Here is an 11,570-nt window from a genome sequence, read left to right as displayed (position 1 = left end):
TGATGATCAAGCAAATTCAGCCTTTTGCCGTTAAGGCACCAGCGTCAGCGCTTGAGCATTTATCATCTTTGCAAAAGCAAATTAAAGAGGCCCATCTCAAGACTTTATTTGCAGCAGATCCCTCACGCTTTAAACGGTTCTCAGTTGAACATGATCAAATTGTTCTAGATTTTAGTAAACATCGTATTGATCAAAATATTTTAAATGGCTTGGTCGACTTAGCTCAGGCACAAGATTTAAAACAATGGATTAAGACATTATTTTCTTCGGAACAAATTAATTATACCGAGCATCGTGCAGCAATGCATTGGGCTCTACGCTTGCCGCAATCGAGTCCAGATTTTCCTCAGGAGAATCAACAGGTACAGCAACAGCTGGAGCGGATGTATGCTTTGGTGGATAAAATCCATGCTGGACAATATCGTGGCGCAACAGGTGAAGTCATTCAGGATGTGGTCAATATTGGTGTCGGAGGCTCTGACTTAGGCCCTTTAATGGTGACACATGCATTGTCTGATTTTAAGGTGACGAGTACAAAGCCTTTAGATGTGCACTTTGTCTCGACCATGGATGGTAGTCAACTGTCTGACCTACTACATCAGCTGCGCCCAGAAACGACATTATTTATTATTTCCTCGAAGTCATTTGGCACCATTGATACCTTGTCGAATGCACAAACTGTGCGTCAATGGTTAGAAAAGTCGCTTGGACAGAATGAAAAAATTCTACAGAATCATTTTATTGGGGTCTCGACCAAACCTGAAAAAATGACGGAATGGGGCATTGCCGCTGATAAGCAGTTGTTGCTATGGGACTGGGTTGGTGGCCGTTATTCGCTGTGGTCGTGTATTGGTCTGCCGATTGCGCTGACGATTGGGGTTGATGGTTTTAAGCAGTTGTTAGCGGGTGCGCACGAGATTGATCAACATTTTCAAATAGCACCATTTCAGCAGAATATTCCGGTATTGATGGGGTTGTTAGGGGCGTGGAATAATAATTTCCTTGAAATCCAAACCCATGCTGTGTTGCCCTATGACGGTCGACTCAAATATTTCGCCGCTTATTTGCAGCAGCTTGAGATGGAGTCCAATGGTAAATCGATCCAGCGTAATGGGGAAAAGGTGAATACAGCCACTTGCCCGATTGTGTGGGGTGAGGTTGGACCGAATGCACAACACGCATTTTATCAGCTATTACATCAAGGCACGCATTCAGTCAGTTGTGACTTTATTGCCCCTGTGAAACGCTATAATGCCAATCAATTTACTTATGCTGAAAGCGCAGAGGCTTTGGTTGAACAGCATCATCTGGCCTTATCGAATTGTTTGGCACAGTCGCGATTATTGGCCTTTGGTAATCAAGCTTTGGCAGCAGATGAACTTGAAGATTTACCTGCTTATAAGCAATACGAAGGCAATCAGCCAAGTTCAACCATTTTACTCAAAGAGCTGAATCCTTATAGTTTAGGGATGCTGATTGCGACGTATGAACACAAAGTTTTTGTGCAGTCGGTATTGTGGAATATTAATCCCTTTGATCAATGGGGGGTTGAAAAAGGTAAAGAGATTGCCAATCAACTGTTACCGATTTTAAACCGTGAGCAAGATGATTTATCTGCTTTTGATACATCGACGCAAGGTTTGTTGAAAATATTGTTAGGAAAAATAGATGGCTAAAATTTTAGTCACAGGTGGTGCGGGTTATATTGGCTCACATACCTGTTTAGAACTACTCAATGCAAGTCATGAAGTTGTTGTATTTGATAATCTTTCAAATAGTTCTGAAGAAGCTTTACGTCGTGTACAAAAACTCGCCAATAAAAGCTTAGTTTTTGTAAAAGGTGATATTCGTAATCAGGATGCGTTAGATCAGGTCTTTCAGGCCTATTCTATTGATGCGGTCATTCATTTTGCAGGTCTCAAAGCTGTCGGTGAGAGCCAACAGGTTCCATTGACTTATTTTGATAATAACATTGCCGGCAGTGCTCAATTGGTCAAGGCGATGGAACGCGCTGGCGTATTTAACTTGGTATTTAGTTCATCTGCCACGGTATATGATGAAGCCAATAGTTCTCCGTTAAATGAAGATATGCCAACAGGCATGCCAAATAACAATTATGGTTATACCAAACTGATTGTTGAGCAAATGCTGCAAAAACTGGCGCAGGCAGATTCGCGTTGGTCGATAGCTTTACTTCGTTATTTTAATCCTGTCGGTGCGCATAAAAGCGGTCAGATTGGAGAAGATCCGCAAGGAATTCCAAATAACTTAATGCCTTATGTCACACAAGTCGCAGTCGGTCGTCGTGAAAAGCTGGCAATTTATGGCAATGATTATGACACCGTCGATGGTACAGGGGTTCGTGATTATATCCATGTGGTCGATTTGGCCAATGCGCATTTGTGTGCCTTAAATAATCGCTTATCTGCTCAAGGCTGTCGTGCTTGGAACATTGGGACAGGCAATGGTTCATCTGTATTAGAAGTTAAAAATACCTTTGAGCAAATCAATGCTGTACCTGTTGCATTTGAATTTGCACCACGTCGTGCAGGTGATGTCGCCACTTCATTTGCAGACAATAGCCGTGCGATTACAGAGTTGGGTTGGCAGCCTCAATATACTTTGGAAGATATGTTGGCAGACAGTTGGAACTGGCAGAAACAGAATCCAAACGGTTTTAACTAAATACCAAGCAAATAAAAAAGGAGCGATAGGCTCCTTTTTTATTGGACTGAATTAACCCTGAATTAACCCAGTTAATTCATCGACATAATGTTGCATCGGTTGCGGGTTTTGATCGGCACGACTTTCAATGTTTAAACGTAGTAACGGTTCGGTATTCGACGCACGGACATTTAAGCGCCATGCACCAAAATCAAGGCTCACACCATCGGTACGATCAACCTGTGGATTCTGATCGGCATAATGATCAAAAATCTTTTGTACAGTGGCTTGTGTATCCGCCACTTTAAAATTGATTTCACCGCTACATGGGAATTTGGCAATCATGTTTTCAACTAAAGTTGAAAGAGATTGACCCGTTTCCGAAAGCAGGGCAATGGTCAGTAACCAAGGGATCATACCGCTATCGCAATAGGCAAAGTCACGGAAATAGTGGTGCGCACTCATTTCCCCGCCGTACACGGCATTGTGTTCACGCATGACATCCTTAATGAAAGCATGTCCAGATTTAGATTGTACTGCGATGCCTTGGTATTGATCGACGATGTCAAAGGTATTCCAGACTAGACGCGGATCATGCACAATCTTTTCACCTGATTGTTTGATCAGGAAGGCCTGTGCCAATAAACCAACGATGTAATAACCTTCGATGAACTGTCCTTTTTCATCAAACAGGAAGCAACGGTCAAAGTCACCATCCCAAGCAATACCCATATCAGCCTGATGTTGCAGCACAGCATCACGAGTGCTATCGCGGTTTTCAATCAGGATTGGGTTCGGAATACCATTTGGGAAGTTGCCATCAGCTTCGTGGTGAATTTTAATAAATTCTACTGGAATATTCAGTTGCTGGAATTTTTGTTCGATGGCGTCAATCACATGACCTGCTGCACCATTGCCCGCATTGACCACAAGTTTAAGGGGTTTAATTTTTTGTGGGTCAATATAGGTGAGTAGGTGTTCAATAAACTCAGGCAAAATATTGTAGGGTTGGGTCGTACCTTTTTGTGCGACCTCTACAAATTGCCCTGTTTCAGCCAGTGCCTGAATTTCTTTTAAGCCTGTTTCTGCACTGATTGGACGTGCATTTTCACGCACCAATTTCATCCCGTTGTAATCCATTGGGTTGTGGCTGGCAGTCACTTCGATACCGCCTTGTACATCCAAATGAAAAGCTGCGAAATAGACTTCTTCTGTGCCGGTCATGCCCAAATCAAGCACATTGATACCTGCATCATTCAAGCCTCGAATTGTGGCCTGTTTTAAGCCTTCGCTACTTAAACGGATATCACAACCAATCACCACGGTTTTCGGTTGATAGATCTGCCCATAGGCACGACCAATGTTATAAGCAATCTCTTCATTCAGTTCAGTACCGAGTTTGCCGCGAATATCGTAGGCTTTAAAGCAAGTCAGTTGAGTCATATTGTTCAATTCATAGTGATGTGATTTGAGTTGTGAACAGATTATACAGATATCGCTACAAAGTCATATTTATTGTTTTATCTTCAGCGGTTGAGGACCTGAGCTACATAAATCGAATGCTGATTGGAAAATTTTTATCAGACTTTAGTCGAATGCCGAAAGCGCACATGAACAGAAAAGGATTGATTTATTTTAATTATTATTGGTCATACCAATTATGATTGCGGTGATAGGGTTGATCCTGATAATTCATATAATTAAGATGCATGAAGATTACGAATAAGTAAGATTTGCTGATTTATTAAATATTGGTCATACCAATATTGTGAAGATTCGTTAAATATCGAAGTAAAAACAAAATGACGCCCAGCATTTCAAGGAGATGAGAATGCTAAATGTGTGGCAACAACTATATGACCCTTTAAACAATATCTGGCTATCCAGTGCTGTAGCATTGATCCCGATTATTTTCTTCTTTTTGGCTTTGGCTGTATTTCGTTTAAAAGGCAGTGTCGCGGGAACCTGTACCGTAATCATTGCTATGTTGATTGCTTTATTCTTTTATCAAATGCCAGCTGAAATGGCATTTGCTTCAGTGGTTTATGGTTTTTTCTACGGTTTATGGCCGATCTCGTGGATTATTATCGGGGCGGTTTTTCTGTATAAAATTTCGGTAAAAACGGGGCAGTTTGATGTGATTCGCTCCAGTATTTTGTCGATTACTGAAGATCAGCGCCTACAGATGCTCTTGGTCGGTTTTGCCTTTGGAACCTTTTTAGAGGGTGCGGCAGGCTTTGGTGCGCCAGTCGCCATTACAGCAGCTCTATTGGTCGGCTTGGGCTTTAAACCGCTCTATGCTGCGGGGCTCTGTCTGATTGTGAATACGGCGCCTGTGGCCTTTGGTGCCATGGGTATTCCGATTATTGTGGCTGGGCAGGTGTCTGGTGTCGATACTATGGAAATCAGCCAGATGGTAGGCCGCCAATTGCCTTTTTTAACCCTCATTGTGCTGTTCTGGATTATGGCGATCATGGACGGTTGGCGTGGCGTGAAAGAAACTTGGCCTGCGGTACTGGTCGGTGGTAGTGCCTTTGCCATTGCACAATATCTGACCTCGAACTTTTTGGGACCAGAACTGCCTGATATTACCGCTGCGATTGCCTCATTGGTCAGTTTGACCTTGTTGTTCCGTGTCTGGAAACCGAAACATATTTTCCGTTTTGAAATGACCGATGAACAAGCAGCCAGTCATGCAGCCTCATCACAACAGCGTTATAGCATTGCCCAGATTGCCAAAGCATGGTCGCCGTTTATGATTTTGACGCTGATGGTGACCATTTGGAGTGTACAACCGTTTAAAGCACTCTTTGCCAAAGACGGTGCCTTGGCTGATTGGATTTTTAAAATCGAAGTGCCTTATCTACATAAGCTGGTGGAAAAAATGCCACCGATTGTGTCTGAAAGTACGGCTTATGAAGCAATCTATAAATTTGACTGGTTCTCTGCGACAGGTACAGCGATTTTTATTGCCGCAATTATCACCATCATATTCCTGAAGATGAAAACCCGTGATGCGGTCAGTACCTTTGGCGAAACATTGAATGAATTAAAAACGCCAATTTATTCGATCGGCATGGTATTGGCCTTTGCCTTTATTGCCAATTATTCAGGTTTATCTGCAACCTTGGCTTTAGCACTTTCGCATACGGGCCATGCCTTTACTTTCTTCTCGCCTTTCTTGGGCTGGCTGGGGGTATTCCTAACAGGTTCAGATACCTCATCCAATGCGTTGTTTTCGGCATTGCAAGCGACTACAGCCCAGCAAATCGGTATTCCAGAAGTGTTGTTGGTGGCCGCCAATACCAGTGGTGGGGTAACCGGCAAGATGATTTCACCGCAATCGATTGCGATTGCCTGTGCAGCCGTGGGCTTGGTTGGAAAAGAATCGGACCTGTTCCGTTTCACGGTAAAACATAGCATCATATTTACAGTCTTTGTTGGCATCATTGTCACGGTTCAGGCTTATCTGGTGCCGTGGATGATTCCATAACTCTAATCAAGGAAATGTGATGAGAATCTCCGATCAAGTGGTCATGAAATTACAGGCACTCATTGAGCAACGCCAGATGAAACAAGGTGATCGCTTGCCTGCCGAGCGTCAACTTGCGACCAGCTTAGGCGTATCTCGTCCGTCCTTACGTGAAGCAATCCAACAGTTGAATAGTCAGGGCGTGCTCAGTAGTCGCCGTGGTGATGGCACCTATATCCAACAATTACCTGAGCAGTGGCCGAAACAGCTCATCGTTAATCCGATCAGTCATTTGATTGAAGAAGATCCACTGTACCGTTTTGATGTACAGGAAGCACGGCTTTTGCTAGAAGGTGGCACTGCATGGTATGCCGCACTGCGTTCGACCCCTGAAGATCGTGCCAAAATCCATCATTGTTTTGATGAGATCAGCCGTTATCAAAATGCAGGCGATTCAGCTCGGGCGGCGGTGGCGGATGCTGAATTTCATCTGGCAATTGCTGAGGCCTCACACAATATTGTGCTGATCCAAATGATGCGTAGTCTGTTTGACTTGTTGCAATACAACGTCTTGCTTGGGCGTAACAAAGTTTATAACCATCCTGTCAATGGTGACTTACTCAGTGAGCAGCATTTTCAGGTGATGGATGCGATTGATCGTCAAGATCCCGAGGCCGCACGCCAAGCCGTGTGTGGTCATATTGAATTTGTGATTAATCATGTACGTGCTCTGGGCGAAGATGAAGCTCGCCAGAAACGTGCAACACGTTTAACTAGAGTTGATTCAAAATGATTATTTCTTCTGGCAATGATTATCGTGCTGCGGCGCAACGTCGTTTACCACCCTTTTTATTTCACTATATTGACGGTGGAGCATATTCGGAACATACCTTAAAACGTAATGTGCAGGATCTTTCTGAAATTGCCTTGCGTCAGAGGGTGTTGAATGACATGTCGGCATTGAGTCTGGAAACCAAGCTGTTTAACGAAACCTTATCGATGCCAGTGGCTTTGGCGCCTGTGGGTTTAACTGGTATGTATGCACGTCGTGGTGAGGTACAAGCCGCAGTGGCAGCAGATCAAAAGGGCATTCCATTCACTTTATCGACGGTTTCAGTCTGTCCGATTGAGGAAGTGGCACCTGCGATTCAGCGTCCAATGTGGTTCCAGCTGTATGTGTTGCGTGACCGTGGCTTTATGCGCAATGCTTTGGAACGTGCCAAGGCGGCAGGTTGTTCAACATTGGTATTTACCGTGGATATGCCTGTGCCAGGGGCACGTTATCGTGATGCCCATTCAGGTATGAGCGGTCCCAATGCAGCGATGCGTCGTTATCTGCAATCGATGTTGCATCCACATTGGGCATGGAATGTCGGGATGTGTGGTCGTCCGCATGACTTGGGCAATATCTCAAAATATCTGGGTAAACCGACTGGGCTTGAAGATTATATCGGCTGGTTAGGTTCTAATTTTGATCCGTCTATTTCATGGAAAGATCTGGAGTGGATTCGTGAGTTTTGGGATGGTCCGATGGTGATCAAGGGCATTCTGGACCCTGAAGATGCCAAAGATGCGGTGCGTTTTGGTGCCGATGGCATCGTGGTATCCAATCATGGTGGGCGTCAGTTGGATGGGGTGATGTCTTCTGCACGGGCCTTGCCTGCGATTGCCGATGCAGTGAAAGGCGATCTAGCGATTCTGGCAGATTCAGGCATCCGTAATGGTCTGGATGTGGTGCGCATGTTGGCGCTTGGTGCAGATACGGTGTTATTGGGCCGTGCCTTTGTGTATGCCTTGGCAGCAGCAGGTGGGCAAGGGGTATCGAATTTGCTGGATTTAATTGAGAAGGAAATGCGGGTAGCAATGACGTTGACGGGTGCTAAGTCGATTCAAGAGATTAATGCGGATTGTTTGGTACAAGCCATTAAACAAGGTTTTTAAGAATAATTTGCTAAGTGATGTAGTTGTCATTGCCTCATCATTGGGTGACTTGCGTGTTTCTAGTGTAGAGGCCTTTGTCACTTTTGAAAGGTCAAAAGTAACCAAAAACCTTTTGTTGAGCAAACCGTACTCCCATGTACGGTTGCTCAACAGGCGGCATCCTTGCCGCCTATCCGCGATAGCAAATAAAGGGCTGATTCAAATTGAAGAATGAGCTACTCGAATGACACATACTAAGATTCTGCCGTGTTGGTCTAAGTTTATAAATGGATGATCCAAAGGAGCCATCATGCAAACATTTTCTCCCAAAGTGGTGATTGATCGTTTACAGCAAATTGTTGGGCGGCAACATGTGCTGAGTGATGATCAAAGTACCCGCCAGTATCGACAAGGTCGTCGGTTTGGTGAGGGTAAAGTCTTTGCGGTGGTGATCCCAGGTACCTTGCTGGAACAATGGCAGGTGCTACAAGCCGCGATTGAAGCGGACTGTATCGTTATCATGCAAGCGGCCAATACGGGCCTGACGGGTGGCTCAACACCGTATGGCGATGATTATGACCGACCTGTGTTGGTGATGAGTACCCGTCGTTTAAAAGGCATTCAAGTGATTCATGAGGGTAAGCAGGTGATTTGTCTACCTGGGGCGACTTTGGACAATCTGGAACAGTTGCTCAAAGGCTATGATCGTGAACCGCATTCGGTGATTGGTTCTTCCTGCATCGGTGCTTCGGTATTGGGTGGGGTCTGTAATAATTCAGGCGGTGCCTTGGTTCGTCGTGGCCCTGCCTATACCGAACTGGCGCTGTATGCACAGGTCAATGCCCAAGGTCAGCTGGAATTGGTGAATCATCTGGGCGTCAACTTGGGCTCAACTCCTGAAGAAATCCTGACTCGTTTAGAACAGCAACGCTATCAAGCCACAGATATTCTGGATGATGCTGAAAAGCAGGCATCCGATCAACGCTATGCGCAAGACGTCACTCAAGTCGATGCCGACAGTCCGGCACGTTTTAATGCCGATCCTTCACGCCTGTTTGAAGCCTCAGGCTCGGCAGGAAAAGTCTGTGTGTTTGCGGTGCGTCTGGATACTTATGAAAAGGTGGAGAGCAGTGTCTTTTATATTGGCAGCAATGATGCCGACGACTTGACCGCGATTCGTCGTTATTTACTCACGTCATTGCCAAGCCTGCCGATTGCAGGGGAATACATCCATCGTGATGCGTATCATATCGGTGAAAAATACGGTAAAGATACCTTCCTGTTTATTGAGAAATTTGGCACCGCCAATGTGCCCAAAGCCTTTGCGCTCAAGGATAAGGTCGATGGTTTTCTAGAAAGATTTAAAATCAAAGGGCTGACGGATCATCTTTTACAAGCGGTCACGGCCTTGTTACCGAGTCATTTACCCAAACGGATGACCGAGTATCGTGATCGTTATGAACATCACCTGATGTTACGAGTCGAGAACAATTGCAAAGCCCAGACCGAGCAATTCTTACAAGACTATTTCGCGGTACATGCTTCGGGTAATTTCTTCCTTTGCGATACTGAGGAGGGACGTAAAGCCTTTTTACATCGTTTTGCAGTGGCAGGTGCAGCAATTCGTTATCGTGATACCCATCGAGATGAGGTTGAAGATATTGTGGCTTTGGACATTGCCTTACGTCGTAATGATCGTGAATGGGTCGAGCAATTGCCTGCGCAGATGGAACAACAGATCATTCATAAACTCTATTATGGACACTTTTTCTGCCATGTCTTTCATCAGGATTACATCCTTAAAAAGGGCAATGATCCTTTAGCGATGGAACATCAAATGTGGCAGTTGCTGGACGCCCGCCGTGCGGAATATCCTGCCGAACATAATGTCGGTCATCTATATATTGCCAAGCCTGCTTTGGCGAATTTCTATCAGAAACTTGATCCGAATAACTGTTTTAATGTCGGGATTGGACAGACCTCTAAATTGAAGTATTGGGGCAAGGCCAAGTCCTGACTTTAAATAAAACAGGAAATCAAACAGGCAATAAAAAAGGCGCTTCAAGCGCCTTTTTTATGCGTGATAACTTAAGCGGTTGCAGCAGATTTTGCTAAAACTTCAGCCACTGCTTTGGCAACTTTGTATACGTTGTTCATGTTCAGGCCTGCAACACAGATACGGCCACTGCGTACCAAGTAGATTGCATATTCTTCACGAAGAATGTCCACTTGCTCAGCGGTTAAACCAGTATAGCTGAACATGCCTTTTTGATTCACAAGGTAGCTAAAGTCACGCTCAGGAAGGGCTTTGGTTAACTCATCTTTCAAGATGCTACGCATTTTGATAATACGCTCACGCATCTCTTTGACTTCGCCTTGCCATTGTTGATTGAGATCAGCGTCATTTAACACTTGATCAACCAACCACGCACCTGTTGTAGGTGGGCTAGAGTAGATACGACGTACTGTTGCTTTCAACTGACCGAATGTGCATTTTGCTGCTTCTGCATCATCACATACGAAAGTCAAACCGCCAACACGCTCACCGTAAAGTGAGAAGATTTTAGAGAACGAGTTGCTAACAATAAAGTTTAGACCTGCTTGGTCTAATGCACGAATGGCATAAGCATCTTGTTCCATGTCATCGCCAAAACCTTGGTAGGCGATGTCGAGGAATGGAATCAGGTTACGTTCTTTTAATACCACAATCACTTGATCCCATTGTGCTGGGTTCAAGTCTGCACCTGTTGGGTTATGGCAGCATGGGTGCAATAACACAATGCTTTGTTCTGGCAATGTTTTTAGGGTAGACAACATGCCATCAAAATCAACGCCACGTGTTTCAGCATCGAAGTATGGGTAGAAGTTGCTCTTGATGCCTGCACCATTGAAGATGGCAACGTGGTTATCCCAAGTTGGCTGGCTCACCCAAACTTCTGAATTCGGGAAATAGGTTTTTAAGAAATCTGCACCGACTTTTAATGCGCCAGAACCACCAAGCGTTTGAATCGTTGCAACACGACCTTGTTGAATTGCAGGGCTGTTTGCACCAAACAATAAGGCTTGAATCGCATCACGGTAAGGTTTGAAACCTTCCATTGGTAAATAAAGCTTGGTTTGGGTATTTTTAGGTGCAATACGTTTTTGCGCTTCGATAATGGTATCAAGCTGAGGAACGATACTGTCTTCGTTATAGTACAAACCAATACTGAGGTTTACCTTTTCAGCACGTGGATCAGCATTGAACTGTTCCATCAATGAAAGGATTGGATCGCCTGCATAAGGTGGGATATGTTGAAACATTAACAATGTCCTTTTCTTCAACAAAGTGCATAGATGTCTGGGGAAGTTGCGCTTTATGAGCGGAACCTTCGATGCCCAATAATGTATCAATAAAGACTGCATGAAGCACGCTGTTATTTACATTTTGGTGCAGTATTTACTTACAAAATTTGTCGCTACAAGCTGATTATAAAGATTGTCTACAATCAAGCTGTCATACCATGGTCGTAGC

Annotated in this window: 8 protein-coding genes; 6 read left to right on the top strand and 2 right to left on the bottom strand. The window is 44.5% G+C overall.

Annotation, left to right across the window (positions count from 1 at the left end; translation table 11 throughout):
- Positions 1-2 precede the first annotated feature (2 nt).
- A complete protein-coding gene (pgi, locus tag A7P54_RS03165; RefSeq protein ID WP_171548654.1) occupies positions 3-1,676 on the top strand; it encodes a glucose-6-phosphate isomerase in 1,674 nt (557 codons plus the stop codon).
- Positions 1,669-2,685 carry a UDP-glucose 4-epimerase GalE gene (galE, locus tag A7P54_RS03160; protein ID WP_004801812.1) on the top strand — a complete coding sequence of 339 codons (1,017 nt, stop codon included), beginning with the start codon at positions 1,669-1,671 and terminating at the stop codon, positions 2,683-2,685. The genes pgi and galE overlap by 8 nt, the downstream gene beginning before the upstream one ends.
- Before the next feature lie 51 nt (positions 2,686-2,736).
- On the opposite strand, the gene A7P54_RS03155 is transcribed toward galE, so the two are convergent.
- The gene (locus A7P54_RS03155) at positions 2,737-4,107 is read right to left on the bottom strand and encodes a phosphomannomutase CpsG (protein ID WP_171548619.1); all 1,371 of its coding nucleotides are present in this window, start codon (positions 4,105-4,107) and stop codon (positions 2,737-2,739) included.
- A 382-nt stretch (positions 4,108-4,489) separates the two neighbouring features.
- On the opposite strand from A7P54_RS03155, the gene lldP reads away from it, so the two are divergent.
- The 4 genes from lldP (at position 4,490) to dld (ending at position 10,073) form a co-directional block, all read left to right on the top strand.
- On the top strand, positions 4,490-6,157 hold the full coding sequence (lldP, locus tag A7P54_RS03150; RefSeq protein WP_171548618.1) for an L-lactate permease: 1,668 nt from the start codon (positions 4,490-4,492) through the stop codon (positions 6,155-6,157).
- Positions 6,158-6,176: 19 nt separating this feature from the next.
- Positions 6,177-6,929, top strand: coding sequence for a transcriptional regulator LldR (lldR, locus tag A7P54_RS03145; protein ID WP_171548617.1), 753 nt, complete (start codon positions 6,177-6,179; stop codon positions 6,927-6,929).
- Complete coding sequence (lldD, locus tag A7P54_RS03140) at positions 6,926-8,077, top strand: FMN-dependent L-lactate dehydrogenase LldD (protein ID WP_004801823.1); 1,152 nt, start codon at positions 6,926-6,928, stop codon at positions 8,075-8,077. The genes lldR and lldD overlap by 4 nt, the downstream gene beginning before the upstream one ends.
- A 289-nt stretch (positions 8,078-8,366) precedes the next feature.
- Positions 8,367-10,073, top strand: coding sequence for a D-lactate dehydrogenase (dld, locus tag A7P54_RS03135; protein ID WP_171548616.1), 1,707 nt, complete (start codon positions 8,367-8,369; stop codon positions 10,071-10,073).
- 71 nt (positions 10,074-10,144) lie between these two features.
- Here the strand turns inward: dld and A7P54_RS03130 are convergent, their stop codons facing one another.
- Entirely contained in the window at positions 10,145-11,359 is a 1,215-nt protein-coding gene (locus A7P54_RS03130) for an amino acid aminotransferase (protein ID WP_004801828.1), read from the bottom strand.
- Positions 11,360-11,570: the final 211 nt, after the last annotated feature.

The organism is Acinetobacter sp. Ac_3412 (assembly GCF_013072675.1).
Lineage (GTDB): Bacteria > Pseudomonadota > Gammaproteobacteria > Pseudomonadales > Moraxellaceae > Acinetobacter > Acinetobacter higginsii.
Note: the sequence above shows the minus strand (reverse complement) of the source record. Positions and strands in the feature narration are given on the sequence as shown.